Below are 21,968 nucleotides of genomic sequence, written 5' to 3' on the forward strand. Positions count from 1 at the left end.
TGTTGCTCTATTTATTTAATTTTGCAAGAACGAAGCCAACTTTTACTCATTTGTCTGTTTTTAACAGAATTGCGTAATTCTGTAGCATAAAACGCTAAATTTCTCTTAATCTAGATGCATTAAATACATACCAAGAGATTTACTTGTGAAAAAGAATCAACAAACACAACTTATTCATGCACCAAGACAAGCCCCTCAACTCATAAATACAATTCAACCTCCCCTATATCGTGCATCTACTATTATTTTTGATAACACCGATGCTTTGTTTAACCGCCATTGGACAGATGATTATGACTATAGTTATGGCACGCACGGAACACCTACAACATTTACGCTTGGCGATAATATTGCCCAAATAGAAGGCGGAAAATATTCACTACTTGCACCAAGTGGGTTATCTGCCATTAACCTAGTGAACTCATGTTTTTTATCTCAAGGTGATGAAGTTTGGGTTGCAGATAATATTTATGGTCCAAACATGGAACATTTACAAAACTTATCGTCTCGTTATGGTATTTCAGTCAAAGTTTATAACCCAATAGATGCTTCATCTTTTCAACCAACAGAAAAAGCCAAACTTTTATGGTTAGAAGCAGCAGGTTCTGTGACTTTAGAATTCCCAGACTTAGTTAATCTTGCGAAAAAAGCACAACAACACAATATTCTTACCGCTTTAGACAATACTTGGGGCGCAGGTTTAGCCTTTAATGCCTTCGACTTTAGCGATGAACATTTAAGTGTCGATGTTACTGTTCATGCACTCACAAAATATCCTAGTGGTGGCGGTGATATTTTAATGGGCTCAATCGTTACACGTAATCAAAAGTTACATCATCAACTCTTCCGTATGCATGCAATTCACGGTATTAGTATTTCAGGTGATGATGTTGCTCAAATTCAACGTAGTTTATCTTCAATGCAACTCCGTTATGAGCATCAATCTAAAAGTGCTATAAAACTTTTAGATTGGCTAAAACAGCAAAAAGAATTTATACAAGTTTTACATCCTCATGATGAAGCTTCTGCAGGACATCAATACTGGAAAGATGTATGTAAAGAAGGTCATAGCGCAGGCTTAGTCAGCATTATTTTAGATCCTAAATATACTTTAGAAGATGTGCGAAAATTCTGTGATGCGCTCACTTTATTTAAATTAGGATTCAGTTGGGGTGGTCCAATTAGCCTTGTAATGCTATATAACTTGAATGAGATGCGAACTTTAGAACATACTCATTTAAAAGAAGGTTTACTGGTTCGTTTCTGCATAGGGCTAGAACATCCTGAAGATTTAATACAAGATATAGAAAACGCAATTAAAACCTTAAATAAGTCATAAATTACAATGAAATAGGAATAAATATGGGTACACCAATTGTTGTTGCGAAAAAGACATCTGACACAACGCAAGATGTTGTTTTACATTCTCAATTTGCCAATAGACACGGCTTAATTGCAGGCGCTACAGGTACAGGTAAAACTGTGACCTTAAAGGTACTTGCAGAAAGCTTTTCACGTCTGGGTGTACCTGTATTTTTAGCCGATGCAAAAGGTGATGTTTCAAGCCTTGCTAAAGCGGGCGAAAGTAATGCTAAATTTGATGAGCGCTTAAAAACCTTAAATATTGAATCAGTCGATTTTGCAGCATCCCCTGTAGTTTTTTGGGATTTATTTGGTGAGCAAGGACATCCTATTCGAACTACCGTTTCGGAAATTGGTCCTTTATTACTTGCACGCATGCTAAATTTGAATGACACACAAGAAGGTGTGCTTTCGGCTGTTTTTAGAATTGCAGATGATCAAGGTTTACTTCTTTTAGATTTTAAAGATTTGAAAGCAATGATTAGCCATGTCAGTGAAAATGCAGCAAGTTATCAAGCAGAATATGGCAATTTATCTCCTGCAAGCTTAGGGGCAATTCAACGCAATTTACTTTCTTTAGCAGATCAGGGCGGTGATAAATTCTTTGGTGAGCCGAGCTTAAATATTTTAGATTTCATTCAAACAGATAGCCAAGGACGAGGAAATATTAACTTATTGGCTGCCGATAGATTAATGAACACACCAAAACTTTATGCAACATTCCTACTTTGGATGCTTTCCGAATTGTTCGAACAACTTCCTGAAGTTGGCGATATGGACAAGCCAAAACTTGTTTTCTTCTTCGATGAAGCACATTTACTTTTTGATAACGCAAGCCAAGCCTTACAAGAAAAAATTGAACAAGTTGTGCGCTTGATTCGCTCTAAAGGCGTAGGCATTTACTTTGTAACGCAAAACCCACTCGACTTACCCGAGAGCGTTTTAGGTCAATTAGGTAATCGTATTCAACATGCATTACGTGCATTCACACCTAAAGATCAAAAAGCCGTTAAAACTGCTGCCGATACTTTCCGTGCCAATCCTGAATTTAAAGTAGATAAAGCGATTACAGAACTTGGTGTTGGTGAAGCACTGGTAAGTTGTTTAGATGAAAAAGGGATTCCACAAATGGTGGAACGTGCTTGGATTATGCCACCACACTCCTCTTTTAGCCCAATTAGCACAGATGAACGTAAAAATTTAATCAGCCAAAGTGTTGTTGCTGGCATTTATGAACAAGAAATTGATCGTGAAAGTGCATTTGAACGCCTACAAAACAAAGTCGCAGAAATGCAACAACAGGCAGCCCAAGCAGAACAAGAAAAAATTGCGGCAAAAGAAAGAGAAGCTTTAGAAAAACAGCAAATGAAAGAAGCCGAAGCTTTTGCGAAACAACAAGCCAAGGAGCAAGAACGCATCGCCAAAGAACAGCAAAAAGAGGCTGAACGTGCCGCAAAGCAACGTGAAAAAATCATTCAAGATACTGTTGGAACTTTTGCAAAAAGTGCTGCGCGTAGCTTAGGCGGATCTACAGGGCAAAAAATTGTACGTGGATTGCTTGGTTCCTTATTCGGAAAGAAATAATTTTCACATTTAACTAAGTTAATATTTTTATGGGATATTTTACATATCCCATATTTTTTTTATGGTTATTTCATTCAGATGTATTGTAAATACATTTTATAAGATGTATTTTAAATATATCTTATAACTCACTAGAAGCTGAACTATGAACCCGCAATATATTGAACTCGTTAAATCTACTGTTCCTGTACTTCGTGAGAATGGTGTTGCACTTACAAGCTATTTCTACAACCGTATGTTGAACAATAATCCTGAACTTAAGAATACATTTAACCTCGATCATCAAAGTACAGGTCGTCAGCCACGCGCTCTTGCCGCTGCTGTTTTGGCTTATGCTGAGAATATTGAAAATCCAAGCGTATTAGCTAAAGCAATTGAACACATTGCAACTAAGCACGTAAGCTTAGACATTCAGCCAGATCAATATTCAATTGTGGGTGAAAACTTGCTTCATTCAATTAGTGAAGTTTTAGACGTGCCAATGGATTCGGATTTAATTGCTGCATGGAAAGAAGCATATCTTCAACTTGCTGAAATTTTAATTAATGCTGAAAAACAAAAGTTCGATAACCTTGCTGCAAAACAAGGTGGATGGAGTGGCTGGCGCGCATTCAACATTATAGCAATTGAAAGTAATGAAAATGGTAAAACATTTACAATTAAAGCAACCGATGGCAACGATGTTGTAAGTGCTGAAGCAGGTCAATACATTTCAGTAAAAGTTAAAGTTCCAAATCATGAACTTCAACAACCTCAACAGTTTAAGTTTGCAGATGCTCAAGCAAATAGCGAATTTAAATTTGCAGTTAAAGCTGAAGAAAATGGTACTGAATTCTCTGTTGCGAACATCTTGTTAGAAAGCTACAACGTTGGCGACACAGTACAAGTAACTGCTCCGCTATAAGCAATATTACTTTGTTCTAAATAGATGATTCTGTGTTGAAAGTTCCTTTAGAGGGACTTTCACGCTACACTAGAAAGGTTCCCAATATTTTTATAGACACATGCAACTAAACAAATTTACCGATTATGCACTGCGTATTTTATTGTATATCGCTCAACCGAGAGATATGCCGTATACGATTGCCGAAATTGCGGAAGATTTACATGTTTCTAAAAATCATTTAGTTAAAATTGTTCATTTTATGGGACAACATGATTGGATTATTACCACGCGCGGTAAAGGTGGTGGAATTCGATTAAATCCTCAAGCATTAAATTCACAACTTGGTGAAATTATTAGAATTTTACAAGGTGATCATCAAATTGTTGAATGTAATACCCCGCCCTGCGTTTTACGTAGCAAATGTGGTTTAAAAGGCATTTTAGATCAAGCACTTGAACAGTTCTATATCAGCTTAAATCAATACACTCTTAATGATGTTCTCAATACATCACCTCAAGCTAAATATTCAACCTTGTCTGCCATTCCTCTTATTCATTTATAAAACTCTTTGGCAAATTTCCTGCGCTTTAAAATTCACAAAGGTCGCTTGAATGTTCGACTTCCTTTATAATGGTCGTTTGTAGATTATTGATTGAAGTTAAGCTATGCACCACAGCAGAGGAAAGTCTAAAAACAGTAAGATAGCAAATGCGCCTAAGCAAAAGATCAGCTATGTGAAAAAAGTTGATTCTGCCATTACTGAGTACTCTGTTCGCTCATTAAATTGGTTACGAAAAGCTGAATTCTTAATGAGTGCGCCTAAGCTTAATCTTTGTGTTGAAGATACAGGTTATGAAGTTGCATTTGCAGGTCGTTCAAATGCGGGTAAATCGAGTGCAATTAATGCTTTAACCAACCAAAAGCAATTAGCTCGCGCATCTAAAAAACCTGGTCGTACACAAATGATCAACTTTTTTAGCTTAGGAAATCCAGACCAACGCTTAGTTGATTTACCTGGTTATGGCTATGCTGCTGTACCTGAAGCAATGAAAATTGTTTGGCAAAAAGAGTTAGAAAATTACCTGATTCATCGCCAAAGCTTACAAGGCTTGGTTTTACTCATGGATATTCGCCATCCATTACAACATTTCGACATTATGATGTTGGAATGGGCTTATTCACGTAAATTATTTGTTCATGTACTTTTAACGAAGTCTGACAAACTAAACCGTGGTCCTGCTTCTAAAGTATTGCAAGAAGTTCAGGCACAGTTGAAAAAGATGAAGTTAAACTTCTCAATTCAACTTTTCTCTTCAATGAACAAACAAGGTTTAGAAGAACTTGCTAGCGTCATGGCAGGTCGTTTGAACTTTACACTTGAACAAGCAAGTTCGTTTGATTTAGACAGTATTCCAGAAGCTTCTGAAAATGATTTTGAAGAAGGTGAATTTGAAATGGAAGAAGGCATTTATGATGATGCCGAATTTGAAGATCAACTTGATGTTGAAGATGAAACAGTTGCTAAAGTAGATGCTGCAAAAAAAGAAGATTAATCTTTTTTCAAGCAAATAAAAAAGGTCGGAATATCCGACCTTTTTTATTTCTCAAACCTTAGTTCAAAATCAAATACTAAGCTGTATTTTCTTCTTTAGTATGACGGTCTACCACAACACTAATCATCATATCACCCTGAACATTTACAACTGTTCGAACCGTATCTAGCAAGCGATCAATAGGTAATAAAATTGCAATCGCTTCTGCAGGTAAACCAACAGATTGTAAAACCATAATCATGGTAACCATGCCCGCACTTGGAATACCCGGTGCACCAAGTGATGCAATCATCGCTGTTGCACAAACAATAAGTTGCTGACCAATGGTTAAATCTAAGCCCATTAAGTTTGCAATAAATAAGGCTGCTGCTGCTTCATAAAGCGCAGTTCCATCCATATTTAATTGCGTTCCTAAAGGAATCACAAAACCTGCCGTTTGTGGACGTACGCCTAAATTTTCCTGCGCGCATTTCATTGAAAGTGGCATAGTTGCAGAACTTGAGCTTGTTGCAAATGCGGTAATTAAAGCTGCACGTGTTCCCTTAAAAAAGGTTAACGGATTCATCTTGCCAAAAATCCATAAAAGAAGTGGCAACACCACTACCCCATGGAAAATTGTTGTTCCTGTTACCACTGCGGCAAATTCAGCTAAACGACTTAAAACTGTAATATCTTCTGTTGCTATAAGCTTTGCCAATAATGCCAAAATACCAAATGGTGCGAGCTTCATTACCCAGCCAATCATCAACATCATAATGTCAAAAAACTGATGACTCAGCTTACGTACTGTTCGGAAGTTTTCTCCGCCTTTAACCAAAGCTACACCAACAAATAATGCAAAAACCACAACGGCTAAAACATTACCTTCTGCAAACGCTTTAAATGGATTAATTAAGGTATTTTGAATAAAGTTCGTGAAAAAAGATGTTGGCGTTAATGTGTCAGGTGTTTGATGCGAGTTCATTGCATCTTGGAACATGACAATGTCTACGCCTTTACCTACATTAAATAAGTGCGCACAAGCCAAACCTAAAATAAGCGCCAATGTTGTTGTGGTTACACAACACATTAAAGTGATTTTCCAAGTTCGACTGAGTTGTCCTGTCGCTTGTAAATTAGAAACACCAACAACAATAGAGCTGAAAATTAAAGGAATTAACAGCATTTTCAGCAAGCCAATAAAGACACTACTGACAATACTTAGCCCGTAAATACTTGCATCAAAAAATTGAGTGTTTGGAAATAGGTTTAGAATAAAACCAAAAATCACACCCACTATGGCTGCAATTAGAATTTGTGAATTTAAGCTCATCCTAGAATGCTTTTTTGAATTAATTTAGCTGACAATATGCCATGCATATTTTTTATTATCGAGCGTTATTTTGTCATAAGGTTATACCAATATTAGGTATATTCCATAAAAAAAGCCGAATCATCATTCGGCTTTTTAGTTTCAATTTTAAATTATTGAGATTCAATTTCTCGTAAGCGAATTAAGCCTTCTTGTGTTGTACTACACACCAATTGACCGTTTTGCCACATTCTACCAAAATTCAAACCACGTGAACTTGCGCTAATTGTTGCATCCATATCGTAAAGCATGAATTCATCTGCACGGAATGGTTTATGGAAATACATTGCATGATCAATGCTTGCACATTGCAAACTTGGTGAAAGATAACTTAAGCCATGTGGGCGAAGCGCTGTCGTCATTAAAGTGAAATCTGAATAGAACGCAGCAATTGCTTGATGCAATGAAATTTCATCAACTTCCGCAGCAATTTTATCGTGCGTACGAATGTAATGTGCATAGTTTGGTGCTTCAGGTTGTGGCGCAAATGGATTAATTGGCATCACAGGACGAAGCTCAACATGACGATCACGCATGAAACTTGCACGTACATTTTCAGGTACAAATTCAACCATCTGCTGTTTTAGTTCAGCTTCATTTTTTAAGTTTTCAGGTGCAGGATAATCAGGCTCGGCTGTTTGATAATTTAAACCTTCCTCTTGCTCTGCAAATGAAACCATGCACATAAAAATAGTTTTACCATGCTGAATTGCACGTACCTGACGGCTAATAAAACTACGCCCATCTCGAATACGATCTACTTCATAAATAATTGGCGCATTTACATCACCACCAAATAAGAAATATGCATGTAATGAATGCGCAGGTCGATCTGTTGTGTATGAAGCTGCACGTAATGCTTGACCCAAAACCTGTCCACCAAAAACACGCTTACCCACCAAGTTCCGACTTTGTCCACGGAAGATATTTTCTTCAAGTTTTTCAAGGCTAAGTAAATCAACCAATTCCTGAGTTAATGCATTCATGGGGGCAACCTATATCGATTCGATCACTATGAAATAAGGCTTTAATTGTGTATTACAACTAAAAAGAAGGCTATTTTGCCATAAAACCAACCAAAGCAATAAAGTTTTACTGACTCGTTTGTCATATGATTTTTTGAATATAGCTTCTAAAAGTATGCTCTTTAACTGTAAAATTACCCGCACTTACGAATATTGTTAGAAAATAGCATATTGTGTTGAATTACAATTGCTCAAAATAATATCTCGCAACATCTCTGTAGTAACGGTCTTTTAAGTAGGAGTTCTTATGTCCAAGAGTGGCTTCGGTCAAATTTATCGCAAGCTTTCTAGCAAGCTGCTTGACCTCGTGGTAACACCTCAAGTTCTTGGCGAAATTCCTGTAGCATCTCAAACTGCAGAAAAACAAGGTGATGGGCTAAACAAACCTAAAGTGGTTTGTTATGTTTTACAAAATCATTCTCGCAGCAATGCATTGGTGGTTGATGGTGAAACACGTCGTTTAAAATTAGCACCTGCATTAGACCCACTTACGATTAAAGACCATAAAGAAAAAGTATCTGTTCTTTTCTTACAACATTCAGATGAAAATAATATTTTAAATCCATCTGCACATAAGCTTCCGCCACGCTTACTTAGCTTGGTTGAATTACTAGAAAAACACCCAGATGCCGATGTAGATCTTGTGCCTGTTACCCTACTTTGGGGACGTGCGCCAGATAAAGAAAATTCATTGCTTAAGGTTTTAATGACCGATACATGGTCTACACCTGGTACAGTGAAGCAGCTTATAAATATTGGCATGCATGGACGTCAGTCTTACCTAGAATTCCATGAGCCACAATCTTTACGTCAGCTTATTGAATTTGCGAAAGAAACACATCCAAATATTTCGCCTGCAACATATATTTTAAATACCTTAAATAATTACCTAGATAATCAACGTGAAATTGTTTTAGGGCCAGATTTGTCTGACCGACGCAATGTCATGCATTCGCTTATTAAATCTCCCGATGTTCAAGATGCAATTCGTCGCGAGAGCATTCGTAGCAAAATTAGTTTGCTTGAAGCAGAGCGCCGTGCTGTAGGTTGCGTGAACGAAATTGTTTCGGACTATTCACACTCGACTGTGCGTTTTGCCTCTATGGCGCTTACACGCTTATGGACACAACTTTATGATGGTGTAGATGTTCACAACTTTAGTACGGTTCGTGAATTAGCCAAAGACTACGAGATTATTTATACGCCATGTCATCGTAGCCATATCGACTATTTATTATTGTCTTATGTGATTTATCAACGTGGTTTGATGGTGCCGTATATTGCCGCAGGCGATAACTTAAATATGCCTTTTGTAGGGCAAATTTTACGTGGTGGTGGTGCATTCTTTATTCGTCGCTCATTCCGCGGAAGTGGTTTATACACCACGGTATTTAAAGAATACTTATATAGCATTTTGTCACGCAATACACCGCTTGAATACTTCATTGAAGGTGGTCGTTCGCGTACAGGTCGTATTTTACCGCCTAAAACGGGCATGCTTGCTATGACTGTTCATAGTCATTTACGTGGTCGCTCTAAGCCTATCGTATTTATTCCAACTTATATTGGTTATGAACGCTTAATGGAAGGTTCAACTTATGTAGGCGAAATGAATGGTAAGGCGAAAGAGTCTGAATCAATTATGGGTATTATTAAAACCCTACGTAAAATTGAAAAAGTCTTTGGTAAAGTTCATGTGAACTTTGGTGAGCCAGTTTTCTTAGACGACATGCTGAAACAGCATAATGCAGAAAATGTAACTGTCGCTAAAAATGATGATGCAATTCCTGAAGAAGTATCACAAGCAGTAAATAGCTCTGCAAATGCAATTTTGGAAAACATTAACCGTGCCGCAGTTATTAACCCTGTTTCATTGCTTTCACTTATTCTTCTTGCAACACCAAAACATACGTTAGATGAAGAAATTTGCGTGAAGCAAATTGATACTTACCGTAATTTGCTTGCATCTTTACCTTATGATGAACGCATTCAAGTAACGCCATTATCTGGCAAAGAAATTATTGCTTATGGTTTAAAGCTTAAACTGATTAAACGCGTGAACCATGTTTTAGGTGATATTATTGCGATTGAAGAAGGTCAAGCAGTTCTTCTTACTTACTTCCGCAATAACATCTTACATGCCTTTGTTTTACCATCTTTAATTGCTGCACTTGTAAACCACAATGGTTCAATTGCTCCAAAAGATTTATGCAATGTTATTAAAACTTTATATCCATTCTTAAAAGCAGAATTGTTCTTAAAGTGGAATGAAGATGATATTCAAGCACCAACTGAAGCGTATATTAATGCTTTATTGAATGCAAAACTCATCTCTAAAGATGCTGAAGGCAATTTAGTTGCACCGGCACCAAATACTGAAGATCATAATCAGCTTGTAGTGCTTGCAACACCTGTCATGCAAAGCCTTGAGCGTTACTACATTACGCTTTCACTCATTACTCAGCGCGGCTCAGGCAATATTTCAATGCGCCAAGTTGAAGAACTCAGTCATTTAGTGGGTCAGCGTTTATCTGTACTTTATGAGTTTAATTCTCCTGAATTTTTTGATAAAGCACTTTTCCAAAGCTTCATTAAAATGCTCACGCAAAAAGGTTACATCAGTACAAATGAAGATAATTCGATAGTATTTGATGCACCATTCCAAAATATTACTCAGTACGCCAACCTTGTTTTAGATGAAGATAAATTGCAAATGCTTCATCACATTACTTCATTTACCGATGAAGAATTGAAAGAAGCTTTAGATGCCTTAGCTGCCCAACAAGCTAAAAAACGCCAAAAGCGTAAAAAGAAATAAGCAAAGAAAAGCCTCTCAATTGAGAGGCTTTTTTATATCTATGCAAAGCTTAATGCTGAATAAGTTTAAATCCTGTTTCATTCATTCGCATTGCAAAAATTCGCTTTCCAGTTTCATTCTGACTTTCCAAAACCAACTCAGGAAAACCCTTTTCCTTTTGAATTTTTAAAATCTTTTCATGTAAAGGTTCAGGTAAATTATCGGTCACAATATAACTTTTCTTAGGATGTTCCACGTGAAGCAGATGCGCTAAGAAACAAGATAAATCATCTATATGAATACGGTTAGACCAATGAATATTAGGATACGTTTTTGTGTTTTCTGCAAGGCGAATCATGCGTTCAGATAAACCATCATAAATACCTGTAGGGCGAATAACAGTGCATCTTTCAGAATAAGCTTTTAAATAAACCTGCTCCATTTCTGCCAAAATTTGCCCTTGTTCATCTTTAGGAAAAATTGAAGTTTCATCATCCACTCGCTCCCCTGCATTTTCACCATACACCCGCGTAGAAGACACCACAATTACACGCTTTACAGGATGATCTATTAAAGCCTGAATAATTGAATATGCAGAATTCAAATAAGTTTCCCTGTATCCATCTACATTGCTTTGTGTCGGAGACAGTAAAATATAAACACAATCTACAGGTTTAATTTGGCTTAAATTAAGATGATGAATATCTTGAATAAGATGCGTTGCATATTCATCTGTTTTCGGACTTGAACTAATTGTGGTAATTTGATGATCGAGCGCAAATAGTTGTTTAGCAACGCGCTGAGATGTTTTACCATAACCTATAAATAAAATATGCATTTAGCACCAAATCACAGACTAAGTTGAGGGGACATGGCCGCAGTCCACCAATTGCAAGGCGTAGGAAATGCCTCTGCTGCTTTACTAGAAAAGCTAAATATCTTTAACACAGATGATTTGCTGTTTCATCTTCCACGTGACTATGAAGATCGTAGCACGATCATTCCTATGAACCAATTGGTCGTGGGTAGAAGTTATTTACTTGAAGGAATTGTCAAAGGTGTCGATTTCCCACCGGGCAAACGCAAGTCTATGGCGGTGTTGCTTGATGATGATTTTGGTAAAGTCACTTTGCGTTTTTATCATGTTTATAAAGGTATTACAGATCGGGCAAAAGTCGGCAATCGTTTAAGAATATTTGGGGAGGTTCGTGTTGGTGCTCGGGGTTTAGAGCTTTATCATCCTGAGATTCAGCTCATTTCAGAGCATACACCTTTACCTCAAACACAATTAACTGCTATTTATCCAAGCACTGAAGGACTAACACAAGCTAAACTTCGTGAATATGTAAAGCAAGCATTACGACAACACAGCGATGATTTACCTGAGCTACTTCCTAAAAAATTCACCAATGGATATGCCTTAAAAGAAGCTTTGGATTATATTCACCATCCACCTGTAGATGCCAATATGATTCAGCTGGCGCAAGGTGCTCACCCTGCACAACAGCGTTTAATTTTTGAAGAGCTGGTCGCACATCAAGTTAGCTTACTTACGCGACGTGCCTATATTCAGCAAATTGAAGCGCCATCATTTTCGCCCAGTCAAAAGTACGCAAAAGCATTATTAGCGACTTTACCCTTTGAAATGACAGGTGCACAAAAGCGTGTTTCTAAAGAAATTGCCGATGATTTAAAACTTAGTAAGCCTATGCTTCGCTTAGTTCAGGGTGATGTAGGTGCAGGCAAAACATTGGTTGCAGGTGTAGCTGCTTGTCATGCTTTAGAAGAAGGCTGGCAAGTTGCTTTAATGGCACCTACAGAAATTTTAGCAGAACAACATTACTTAAATTTCAAGAAATGGTTTGAGCCTTTAGGCTTATCTGTATCTTGGCTTTCAGGCAAACAAAAAGGCAAAGCTCGCGCAGCAGCAGAGCAAATTATTAAAGATGGTTCAGCTCATTTAATTGTTGGAACACATGCTCTATTTCAGGAAAATGTTGAATTTGCCAAGCTTGGCTTAGTCATTATTGATGAACAACATCGCTTTGGTGTAGATCAACGTCTAGCTTTACGTAATAAAGGCTTAGATGGTATGACACCACATCAATTGGTGATGACTGCTACCCCTATTCCTCGTACTCTAGCTATGTCTGCTTATGGTGACTTGGATACTTCAGTCATTGATGAACTGCCACCTGGTAGAACACCAATTCAAACCGTGACTATTCCGCTAGATAGACGTGAAGAAGTATTAAATAGAATTGCGACCAATTGTGCCGAAGACAAACAAGCTTATTGGGTCTGTACCCTTGTCGAGCAATCTGAAACTTTAGATGCACAAGCTGCCGAAGCAACTTATCAAGAAATTCGTGAGCGTTTCCCACATTTAAAAGTTGGCTTAGTTCACGGCAAAATGAAAGCAGACGAAAAGCAATCTGTAATGCAACAATTCAAAGATAATGAATTACAGCTTCTTATTGCCACCACTGTGATTGAAGTGGGTGTCGATGTTCCAAACGCTTCCATTATGGTCATTGAAAATGCGGAGCGTTTAGGACTTTCACAATTACACCAATTACGTGGTCGAGTTGGTCGTGGTGCAAAGGCAAGTTTCTGCGCCTTACTTTATAAAAACCCACTTTCTCAAAATGGGCAAGAACGCTTACGCATTATGCGTGAAACCAATGATGGCTTTTTAATTGCGGAAAAAGACTTAGAAATTCGTGGTCCTGGTGAACTCTTAGGAACAAAACAAACAGGTGATATGGGCTTTCGTGTGGCTAAATTAGAACGTGATGATCATCTTCTAAGTCAGGCACATTATGTCGCACAACAAATTTTAAAAGACTACCCTACTCATACCGATGCTTTATTAAAACGCTGGCTACCTGAAGCACCAAGGTACGCTTATGTTTAATTTAATTAAAAGTGCTACTTCACAATTAAGCACATTAAGCACTTGCCAACTTTGCGGTGTAGATGCTCAAGCAATGCATTCTATTTGCCAAGATTGCTGGAATAATTTGCCTTGGTATAAACAAAATATACAACGCCAAGAAATGGATATTTCTGTCGCTTGTCACTATGCCTATCCTATAGATCGAATTATTCAAAAGTTTAAATATGAACAACAGCTTCATTATCAAACGTTATTGGCTGGCGTTTTAAAAGAAGTTCGTATTCCTAAAGTACAAGCCATTGTGCCTATGCCAATTTCAAATGAACGCTTAGTAGAGCGTGGTTTCAACCAAGCCTTGGTATTGGCACAAATATTAGCGAAAGATTTAAATATTCCTGTTTGGCAACCTATATCACGCTCAAATCAACATTCACAAAAAGGCTTAAACCGCTTAGAACGCCTTGAAAATATTGATACCCAATTTAAAATCAATGAACTATCAAAAATCAAATATCGTCGTGTACTTATTTTGGATGATGTTGTGACAACAGGAAGTTCTATTCACGCTTTGAAACTTAAATTAGAAGAATTAGGTTGCCAAAAAATATATACAACCTGCCTTGCCTACGCAGACAATTAAAAACGCAATAAAAAAGGAAAGAACCAGTCTTTCCTTTTTTATTGTCAAAATCACACCACAGCTTCAGCTAAATACTTTTTTACCCAAGGAATAGCAACTTCTCTCGTTAAAGGTGCAAGTTGAGTTTCCGCATCATCTAAATCAATCCATTTCATTTCTGCAATTTCAGCATCAATGTGTGGTATTTGATTCAATTCAACATAATAAACATAGCTGACAAGTTGATAATCAGGCTCATTTGCTGCAAGCGTTTCAAAACGACCAACAAATTGCTCAATCTGCGCCTCACAACCTATTTCTTCCTGAATTTCACGAAGCATTGTTGCCTCAGGCAATTCATTTGGTTCTAACTTTCCACCCACTTGCATAAAAAAAGCGGTGTTCTTTTTACGTACCACGAGTAGTTGCTGTTGTTCATTTAAAATAATTGCCGCAGCAACTGTTATTAATTTCATGTATTTTCCACTACTGTTGAACGTTCAACCATTCCCCATTTCGGTTCAGGTGCAACAAATTTTTCAAACTGACTTAAAACATCTTGAATAGAAGATGACGAAATTAAAGTATTGGTAAATCGCTCATGCGTGAAACCCTTTTGGGTTGTTACCTCAATAAACTTAATTAACTCATCATAGAAACCATCTACATTTAAAAATGCACAAGGCTTTAAGTGAATACCCAATTGCGCCCAAGTCCATTGTTCAAAAATTTCTTCTAACGTTCCAACACCACCTGGCATTGCAATAAATGCATCAGATAATTCAGACATTTTTGTCTTGCGCTCATGCATATCTTTTACAACATGTAATTCGGTTAAATGAGGATGCGCCAACTCTTTATTTACAAGTACTTCTGGAATCACGCCAATAACGCGCCCACCTGCTTGTAAAGCACTATCTGCAACAACACCCATTAAGCCAGATTTACCGCCACCGTAAACCAGTGTTTTGCCTTGCTCTGCTATTGCTCGACCAACATCTTGTGCAGTTTGATTAAAGATTTCATCTGTACCAAATGCAGAGCCACAAAATACAGCAATAGAATTTGTCATTTTTTCACCATGTTATTGTGTTTAGATACACTACTATTACGTTCAAGTACTTTTTTTAACTAAAATAATGATATGGATCGTGCTTTTCATTAAAACCTTGTCTAAAATACACGCATTACAAATATGGATACTGCGCAAAGGAGAAAAGACGAATGCTTGAAGCCTTTCACCCTACCGAGCGCGGTAGTTTAGAAGATGCAACCATTAATGGTGGCTTCGATTTACATCAAGATTTGGTTTGGATTGACCTTATTGCACCTTCCCAAGAAGAACAACAATGGGTGTTAGATGCTTATGACCAAAACCTACCAACTTTAAAATCATTAGAAGACATTTCATCTTCAGCTCGATTCTACCGTGATGATGACGGTATTTTACATATTAGTACGTACTTTTTAACGAAAAATAAAAACTTCCAACTTGATGGCGAACCTGAAGAGAATTCAAGCATTCTTTCAACTGTTCAAACCGTTGCATTCATTTTACATAAAGATCGCTTATTTACCTTACGTGGCGAAAAGCTTGTGGCTTTTCGCGCCTTCCGTGCTCGTGCACGACGCAATGATTACGAAATAGATTATAAAGACCCAACTTGGGTACTTTTAGGTTTATTAGAAGCAAAGCTCGATGAACTTGCGGATATTTTGGAAGATATCCACAAAGACTTAGAAAAGTACTCAACAGAAGTTCTAAATAACCGTCATCGTGAACAAATGCTAGATTTAGATGACATGATTACACGCCTTGCACAGTTAGAAGATACGCTTGGAAAAGCGCAACTATGCTTAATCGATTTACGTCGTGTACTCACCTTTTTAGCTCGTCCTCGTGCTTTAGGTAGTCATATTTATGATGCTGACATTCGTGAGTTAAGTGAAGATGTTCGTTCACTTGTAGAACACGATGCTTTCTTATTCCAAAAAGTTCGATTCTTACTTGATACAACATCTGGATTCATCAATACTGAACAGAATGACACGATTCGTCGATTCTCTATTTTACCAAGTATGCTTGCTCCACCTATGCTTGTTGCAAGTGTTTATGGCATGAATACAGAAGTCTTACCCTTTGCCCATGGCACAACAAGTTTTATTGTTGTGAGTGCAATTTTGTTAGCCTTCTTTGTTGGCCCAATGATTTACTTCCGCTGGAAAAAATGGATTTGAGTATTTCAATTTCCCTCTCTTTCTAGGAGAGGGTTAGGGAGAGGTAAACAAGCAAAAATATACCCAACAATAAAAAAGCACCTTTCGGTGCTTTTTTAGATTTAAACTTTGCTTAATCTAGCAATTGCAAATCACTTTCTAAATGACAGGCTTGAATAATATTCATCATTTTAGCTGGCACAGACTTAAACTTCAGCCCATTTGAATTAGGTGTTTGACGTACCAAGCGCACCAATACAGCCAAAGCTAAAGTACTACCATGCTCAAGTTGAGATAAATCTACAACTGCTGGTAATTCAATTTTGGTCTGAAGAATTGCCAATCCTTCCTGATAATATTCTTCAGCATTGTCGTAATCAATTTTACCCGAAACGACCAACTGCTGATTTTTAAATTCAATCACTGATCACCTACTATTATTTATTTACAGCAGCTTCAGCATCTGGCTTAAAGTTCGCAATTGCTTTATCAATATTACCGCCATTACGCTTTACAGTCGCAGCAAATTGATTACGGAACTGTAAGCCCAAATCAATACCAGAAACATTGATATTACGTACCTTCCACTGATTCCCTTTATCTGCCAACTGGAAAGATACAGGAATTTTTTCACCCTTATTATTAAAGTCAATTGTCACAACAGGATTCTTGCTGTTAGTCGCTTTATAAGGACGCAATGTATACGTTTGATTTGAGAATTTAGCAAAAGCAGAACCATAATTTTCAATTAAAGTTTCACGAAAATTCTTTTCAAATTGAGCACGCTGCGCGGCAGAGCTATATTGATTAGTCGCATAAGTTCCCATCACAATACGCGTAAATGCTTGTGAGTCGATATACGGATCTAAGTTTTGACGAACAATCGTTTTTACTAAAGCAGGATTTGACTGCAACTTAGAACTATCCGATTTTAAGCGTGCAATTAAACCATCTGCTACTTTTTTAACAAATGCAGGAGGTGCTTCAGCCGGAGCAGCAAAAGCTGTGCTCGCAATCATTGTAGAAAGAATGCTAGCGGTTAATGTCTGTTTTAATAAAGTATTCATTTTCTATATTCCAAAATTATTTATTCAATAAAAGATGGTTCAGCACTGGCTGTATCTGATGATGTTTGAGTCTCGCCTGCATCACCACTGTCTTTAGCTTTACTTTCACCAGCTCCACCCGTTACAAATTTAGAAATTAAATCTTCAATTTCCATTGTGCTTTGAGTGTTAGAAATTTCATCACCACGTTTTAAATAGCTCAAGCCGCCGCCTGGTACAATTTTCAGGTATTTCTCACCTAAAAGACCGTTTGTTGCAACCATAATATAAGCATCTTCATCAATATTAGTGATGGATTTCATGTTAGCAATAAGTTGCTTTTCCATTTCTTTTTGTTCTGTTTTAGAAGCAGCTTCATAGTCTGAGCTATAACGTAACTCTTCTAATGCTTCACTTTGAACTTGTTCTAATTGCTTTGCATTAAATGACGTTAAAGTACCATCCAAAGTCATATGAACAGTTGCTAAACGTGTTACAGGATCTAGAGTAATTTCATCTACCTGCCCCACTTTAACACCGCTTAACGCTACTTTTGCACGTGGTTTAATACCGTTTACATTGTCAAATGTTGCAGACATTTCATAGCTGTCACTAATATTTGTTCCAACTAAACCACTCACGCGCATTGCTAAGAAAAATAATGCAATACCAAAAAGAATTACAAATATGCCGACTGCCAGCTCACTAGTACGTGATTTCATTAAACACCTCCGAACATGACCGCAGTCAACACGAAATCAAAACCTAAAACACAAAGAGATGAATACACCACTGTGCGCGTTGTTGAAGTTGCAATACCTTCAGATGTTGGCTCACAGGCATAACCTTGATAAACCGCAATCCAAGTACAAGTTAATGCAAAAACAAAACTTTTAATAATTGTGCCATTAAAGACATCTTTATAGAATTGCACACTACTTTCCATGCCACTCCAATAAGAACCTTCATCCGCACCTAAGAAATCTACCCCTACCATTTTACCGCCCATAATGCCTACGGCAGCAAAAATGACTGAGAGCATTGGTAAACTAAAAATACCTGCCCATAAACGCGGTGAAATCACACGTTTAAGTGGGTCGACACCTATCATTTCCATGCTTGAGAGTTGTTCTGTCGCTTTCATTAAGCCAATTTCAGCAGTTAGTGCAGAACCTGCACGACCTGCAAATAATAAAGCAGCAACAACAGGAGCCAGCTCTCTTAGTAATGTTAAAGCAACTGCTGTACCCAACATTGCTTCACTACCAAAAGTCACTAAAATGCTGTACATCTGCAAGCCTAAAACAGCACCAATAAACAAGCCAGATACAACAATAATAAGCAACGACATCACACCAACACGGTACATTTGGTAGATGAAAAGCTTGACACCTTGCCATGTAGGTAATGATGTTAAAATCTGCAACAGCATAAGCGTAGCAACGCCAATTCCGCGAATACGCTCAATAACGCGTCTACCTAATAAGGCAATAGCATTCATGAACCAACCTCATTGCTTAAATATGCTTGATGACTAAACTGATAATCGACAGGACCATCAATAGAACCTGTCAAAAATTGCTGAACAAAAGGAGATGAATGTGCTTTTAATTCCGCAGGTGTACCCTCACCCTGCACCTTCCCTTCAGCTACAACATAAATGTAATCTGCAATAGATAAAGTTTCGGCTACATCATGCGACACAATAATTGTTGTTAAATCTAAAGCTTCACGTAGTGAACGAATTAAACGAGTAAGCACGCCCATTACAATTGGATCTTGTCCTGCAAATGGCTCATCGTACATAATTAATTCAGGGTCAAGCGCAATTGCACGCGCCAAAGCAACACGTCTATTCATACCACCAGATAATTCAGATGGCATCAGTTGCTCTGCGCCTCTTAAGCCTACAGATTCAAGCTTTAAAGCAACAAGTTCAGCAATTAAATGCTCAGATAATTTTGTATGCGCACGTATTGGAAAAGCGACATTTTCATAAACTGTCATATCTGTAAAAAGCGCGCCACTTTGGAAAAGCATACCCATACGAGCACGTGCAGCAAATAACTCTGAACGAGACATATCTGCAATATTCTTGTTATCTAATAATATTTCACCAGAATCTGGCGTAAGCTGACCACCTATTAGGCGTAATAATGTTGTTTTACCTGTACCCGAAGGCCCCATAATTGCGGTAATTTGGCCACGACGAATATTCATATCAATATTATCGTAGATAACACGCTCCCCGCGTTTAAAGCTCAAATTCTTAACTTGAATAAGCGAATGAGCTTCTAGGGATTCTTGATTATTCATAGCCGAGCTTGTCCCGAATAAGTATTTTCAGCGCGTATAATATAAATGATTAGAGATAAAATTGTTACCTCTGAATGTTTTAAGATCGAGTTAATCTTTTTTTCTAAGTATTATTTTTAATAATTTAATTTACGACATGTATGTATATAGAAAAAAAATCACATTGCAGAGAACTAGAGCTAAACCGATATATGGCATAAGCACCTCTTGTACAGCTTTATAGTTTTCAGTTTTCAAATTATTACCCATCATTATTATCAAAAAGGAATTATTATGTGATTAATTATACATTATTATCTTTGTTATGCAAAATTTAAACAAAAAAGCCGATGGATGACCATCGGCTTTTTTCTTGAATTCGTATTAGTCGTTAAATTTACGACGTGGACGATCTTCACCAAATGTACGCTCACCACGTGGTTTATCATCAAAACTACGACGTGGACGGTCTTCACCACCAAATGTACGTTTTGGACGATCATCAAATGAACGTTGTGGACGGTCACCGAAACCACCTTCACGACGTGGAGCTGGACGATCACCAAAATCACGTTTTGGACGATCACCGAAACTGCCTTCACGACGTGGAGCTGGACGATCACCAAAATCACGTTTTGGACGATCACCGAAACCACCTTCACGAGGTTTGTAATCTACACGGTTACCACGGTTGTCATCATTTGAACGAGGACGGTCATTAAAACCACCTTCACGACGTGGGCGATCACCGAAACCGCCTTCGCGACGTGGTGGACGATCTTCAAATGAACGCTGTGGACGATCACCGAAACCGCCTTCACGACGTGGTGGACGATCTTCAAATGAACGTTGTGGACGATCACCAAAGCCGCCTTCACGACGTGGTGGACGATCGCTAAAATCACGACGTGGACGATCTTCACCGCCAAAAGCAGGACGTTCGCCACGAGGTTTGTCATCGTAGCTACGACGTGGACGATCATCACCGCCTTCACGACGTTTGAAGTTGCTTTCGCCTTCAAAACGACGACCACCACCGAAACCACGACCGCCATCACGACGACCACCGTCACGACCACGACCACGACCAGCACCATCACGGCTACCGCGTGCAGGAGGTGGAGATGGCTCAAGACCTTCAATTTCAGATACGTTTAAACGAGCATCTAAGAAATCTTCTAAAGCACGAATCTTGCCGCGTTCACGGTAAGTTGCAAGTGTAATTGCTTTACCTGTACGACCAGCACGACCTGTACGACCAATACGGTGTACATAATCTTCGTTCTTCATAGGAAGACCAAAGTTAATTACGTGTGAAATTGTTGGTACGTCAAGACCACGAGCAGCAACGTCTGTTGCAACTAAAATCTTAGCACGACCTTCACGAATGCTACGTAAACGACGGTTACGTACAGTTTGTGGCATAGCACCGTGAAGTGCTACAACTGATAAACCTGCTTCAGCAAGTTCTTCAGCTAACATATCTGTGTCTTCTTGAGTAGAAGCAAATACTACAGCTTGATCAACGTCTTCAGCGCTCAACCAATGCGTAAGTAATTTTTTCTTATGTTCAAAGCCATCAGTCCAATGCAATGTTTGAGTGATGTCAGTGTTTGTAGAGTGACCTGTTTCGATCGCAATACGTTGTGGATCATTCATCATGCGTTCTGCAAGGCTGATAATACGACCAGCAAAAGTTGCAGAGAACATTAATGTTTGTTTACGGTTAGCCGCTAAATCGCTGATTGCTTCTAGGTCTTCAGAAAAACCTAGGTCAAGCATACGGTCAGCTTCATCAACGATTAACGCATCAACTTTGTCTAATTTAATTTGACGACGGTTTACCAAGTCAAGTAAACGACCTGGAGTTGCAACAACAACTTGTGCGCCTTTTAATTGTTGGATTTGTTTACCAAAAGGCATACCACCCATAATTGCAGCAATACGAACACCTTTCATGTGACGTACAAATGCAATTGCATCTTGGCTAACTTGTTGAGCCAATTCACGTGTTGGGCAAAGAACCAAGATATTTGGTTGAGTTACAGCTTTCATGCGGTCCTTAAAAGGAACCAAAGCATCTTCAGAAGCAAGTGCGTTTAATGTAGGGAGAAGAAACGCAGCAGTTTTACCAGAACCAGTTTGGCTTGATACAAGAAGGTCTTTACCTTCTAAAGCAGCAGGAATCGCTTGTTCTTGAACAGGTGTAGGCGCAGTAAAGCCCAATGCTTGTAAACCCTGTTGTAACGATTCATGTAAAGGAAAATCAGCAAAAGTTTTGCTCATAGAGTATTTCACCCGAAAATGGGGTGCTCCATTAAAAATAAGTCAGAT

General features: G+C 38.1%; 20 protein-coding genes. 9 read left to right on the top strand and 11 right to left on the bottom strand.

What is annotated here, in order from left to right:
- Nucleotides 1–145: 145 nt before the first annotated feature.
- From SKM54_RS02140 to yihA, 5 genes are all read left to right on the top strand, one after another.
- The gene (locus SKM54_RS02140) at nt 146–1,339 is read left to right on the top strand and encodes a PLP-dependent transferase (RefSeq protein ID WP_321093767.1); all 1,194 of its coding nucleotides are present in this window, start codon (nt 146–148) and stop codon (nt 1,337–1,339) included.
- 23 nt (nt 1,340–1,362) lie between these two features.
- On the top strand, nt 1,363–2,946 hold the full coding sequence (locus tag SKM54_RS02145; RefSeq protein WP_321093771.1) for a helicase HerA-like domain-containing protein: 1,584 nt from the start codon (nt 1,363–1,365) through the stop codon (nt 2,944–2,946).
- 145 nt (nt 2,947–3,091) lie between these two features.
- The gene (locus tag SKM54_RS02150; RefSeq protein ID WP_321093775.1) at nt 3,092–3,850 is read left to right on the top strand and encodes a globin domain-containing protein; all 759 of its coding nucleotides are present in this window, start codon (nt 3,092–3,094) and stop codon (nt 3,848–3,850) included.
- Nucleotides 3,851–3,950: 100 nt separating this feature from the next.
- Entirely contained in the window at nt 3,951–4,394 is a 444-nt protein-coding gene (locus SKM54_RS02155; RefSeq protein ID WP_321093780.1) for an RrF2 family transcriptional regulator, read from the top strand.
- Nucleotides 4,395–4,497: 103 nt separating this feature from the next.
- Nucleotides 4,498–5,385 carry a ribosome biogenesis GTP-binding protein YihA/YsxC gene (yihA, locus tag SKM54_RS02160; protein WP_154771850.1) on the top strand — a complete coding sequence of 296 codons (888 nt, stop codon included), beginning with the start codon at nt 4,498–4,500 and terminating at the stop codon, nt 5,383–5,385.
- A gap of 76 nt (nt 5,386–5,461) precedes the next feature.
- On the opposite strand, the gene SKM54_RS02165 is transcribed toward yihA, so the two are convergent.
- Together SKM54_RS02165 and SKM54_RS02170 are read right to left on the bottom strand one after the other, a co-directional pair.
- Nucleotides 5,462–6,697 carry a dicarboxylate/amino acid:cation symporter gene (locus SKM54_RS02165; protein WP_321088895.1) on the bottom strand — a complete coding sequence of 412 codons (1,236 nt, stop codon included), beginning with the start codon at nt 6,695–6,697 and terminating at the stop codon, nt 5,462–5,464.
- 152 nt (nt 6,698–6,849) lie between these two features.
- Nucleotides 6,850–7,722 carry an acyl-CoA thioesterase gene (locus SKM54_RS02170; protein ID WP_154771848.1) on the bottom strand — a complete coding sequence of 291 codons (873 nt, stop codon included), beginning with the start codon at nt 7,720–7,722 and terminating at the stop codon, nt 6,850–6,852.
- A 286-nt stretch (nt 7,723–8,008) separates the two neighbouring features.
- On the opposite strand from SKM54_RS02170, the gene plsB reads away from it, so the two are divergent.
- Nucleotides 8,009–10,579, top strand: a complete 2,571-nt coding sequence (plsB, locus tag SKM54_RS02175; RefSeq protein WP_321087616.1) for a glycerol-3-phosphate 1-O-acyltransferase PlsB — start codon at nt 8,009–8,011, stop codon at nt 10,577–10,579.
- 49 nt (nt 10,580–10,628) lie between these two features.
- Here plsB and SKM54_RS02180 read toward each other — a convergent pair whose 3' ends face one another.
- Nucleotides 10,629–11,396 (bottom strand): NAD(P)H-binding protein, encoded by a 768-nt coding sequence (locus SKM54_RS02180; RefSeq protein WP_321093782.1) that lies wholly within the window; start codon nt 11,394–11,396, stop codon nt 10,629–10,631.
- Nucleotides 11,397–11,429: 33 nt separating this feature from the next.
- Here SKM54_RS02180 and recG point away from each other — a divergent pair, with 33 nt between their 5' ends.
- Complete coding sequence (gene recG / locus SKM54_RS02185; protein WP_321093784.1) at nt 11,430–13,475, top strand: ATP-dependent DNA helicase RecG; 2,046 nt, start codon at nt 11,430–11,432, stop codon at nt 13,473–13,475.
- Nucleotides 13,468–14,097, top strand: a complete 630-nt coding sequence (locus tag SKM54_RS02190) for a ComF family protein (protein WP_321093787.1) — start codon at nt 13,468–13,470, stop codon at nt 14,095–14,097. Before recG ends, SKM54_RS02190 begins: the two co-directional genes overlap by 8 nt.
- A gap of 50 nt (nt 14,098–14,147) precedes the next feature.
- On the opposite strand, the gene SKM54_RS02195 is transcribed toward SKM54_RS02190, so the two are convergent.
- Nucleotides 14,148–14,552, bottom strand: a complete 405-nt coding sequence (locus tag SKM54_RS02195) for an NUDIX hydrolase (protein ID WP_321093789.1) — start codon at nt 14,550–14,552, stop codon at nt 14,148–14,150.
- A complete protein-coding gene (locus SKM54_RS02200; RefSeq protein ID WP_154771842.1) occupies nt 14,549–15,148 on the bottom strand; it encodes an LOG family protein in 600 nt (199 codons plus the stop codon). Before SKM54_RS02200 ends, SKM54_RS02195 begins: the two co-directional genes overlap by 4 nt.
- Nucleotides 15,149–15,300: 152 nt before the next feature.
- On the opposite strand from SKM54_RS02200, the gene SKM54_RS02205 reads away from it, so the two are divergent.
- A complete protein-coding gene (locus SKM54_RS02205; RefSeq protein ID WP_321087611.1) occupies nt 15,301–16,314 on the top strand; it encodes a CorA family divalent cation transporter in 1,014 nt (337 codons plus the stop codon).
- 112 nt (nt 16,315–16,426) lie between these two features.
- Here SKM54_RS02205 and SKM54_RS02210 read toward each other — a convergent pair whose 3' ends face one another.
- From SKM54_RS02210 to SKM54_RS02235, 6 genes are all read right to left on the bottom strand, one after another.
- Entirely contained in the window at nt 16,427–16,717 is a 291-nt protein-coding gene (locus tag SKM54_RS02210) for an STAS domain-containing protein (RefSeq protein WP_321088899.1), read from the bottom strand.
- 13 nt (nt 16,718–16,730) lie between these two features.
- A complete protein-coding gene (locus SKM54_RS02215; protein WP_321093792.1) occupies nt 16,731–17,360 on the bottom strand; it encodes an MlaC/ttg2D family ABC transporter substrate-binding protein in 630 nt (209 codons plus the stop codon).
- Nucleotides 17,361–17,380: 20 nt separating this feature from the next.
- Nucleotides 17,381–18,061, bottom strand: coding sequence for an outer membrane lipid asymmetry maintenance protein MlaD (mlaD, locus tag SKM54_RS02220; protein ID WP_321093794.1), 681 nt, complete (start codon nt 18,059–18,061; stop codon nt 17,381–17,383).
- Nucleotides 18,061–18,840, bottom strand: coding sequence for a lipid asymmetry maintenance ABC transporter permease subunit MlaE (mlaE, locus tag SKM54_RS02225; RefSeq protein WP_321093796.1), 780 nt, complete (start codon nt 18,838–18,840; stop codon nt 18,061–18,063). Before mlaE ends, mlaD begins: the two co-directional genes overlap by 1 nt.
- A complete protein-coding gene (locus SKM54_RS02230; protein WP_321093798.1) occupies nt 18,837–19,655 on the bottom strand; it encodes an ABC transporter ATP-binding protein in 819 nt (272 codons plus the stop codon). The genes mlaE and SKM54_RS02230 overlap by 4 nt, the downstream gene beginning before the upstream one ends.
- 363 nt (nt 19,656–20,018) lie before the next feature.
- Entirely contained in the window at nt 20,019–21,920 is a 1,902-nt protein-coding gene (locus SKM54_RS02235; RefSeq protein WP_321093800.1) for a DEAD/DEAH box helicase, read from the bottom strand.
- Nucleotides 21,921–21,968: the final 48 nt, after the last annotated feature.

The organism is Acinetobacter faecalis (assembly GCF_034187745.1).
In the GTDB taxonomy this organism is placed as follows: Bacteria; Pseudomonadota; Gammaproteobacteria; order Pseudomonadales; family Moraxellaceae; genus Acinetobacter; species Acinetobacter faecalis.